The organism is Photobacterium obscurum (genome assembly GCF_026191635.1).
Lineage (GTDB): Bacteria > Pseudomonadota > Gammaproteobacteria > Enterobacterales > Vibrionaceae > Photobacterium > Photobacterium obscurum.
Genome location: NZ_JAKRRW010000063.1, coordinates 1 through 544, shown reverse-complemented (window position 1 = coordinate 544; position 544 = coordinate 1). Strand labels below are relative to the sequence as shown.

The window sequence follows — 544 nt, the reverse complement described above, 5'->3', positions numbered from 1 at the left end:
CACCGCCACATTGATGGTCGCTGCCGCGGTACGATCGGCATCCGGCGTAAACGTTGCCAAATAACTAGTACCACTACCGGTAAAGCTACTCAGGCTACCACCGACCACGGTGATATCCCCGACCGCAAAATCAGAACTCGCTTCACTCAGGGTGAAGGTCAAGCTGGCAGTCTCACCGGCTTTCAGGCTCGGCTTGTCGCTGGCAATGCTGATCCCCGGCAGCACCGTATCTAGGCTAATCGACAATTGCGTCGCCGCGGTATTGTCATTACCTGCGCTGTCGGTAAAGGCATTGGCGGCCACATCCACGGTAGCTGCCGCGGTGCGGTCAGAGTCTGGCGTAAACGTCGCTGCATAACTGGTGCCGCTGCCGGTAAAGCCACTCAGGCTACCACCGACCACGGTGATATCATCAACCGCAAAGTCAGAACTCGCTTCGCTTAAAGTGAAGGTCAAGGCCGCGGTCTCACCGGCTTTCAGGCTCGGCTTATCACTGACGAGACTGATCCCCGGCAACAACGTATCCAAACCGATGCTTAGCTGC

At 57.2% G+C, this 544-nt stretch carries 1 protein-coding gene; it reads right to left on the bottom strand.

Annotated features, from left to right (window positions below):
- On the bottom strand, positions 1–544 hold a 544-nt coding region (locus tag MD588_RS25920), incomplete at both ends, for an Ig-like domain-containing protein (protein WP_265700834.1).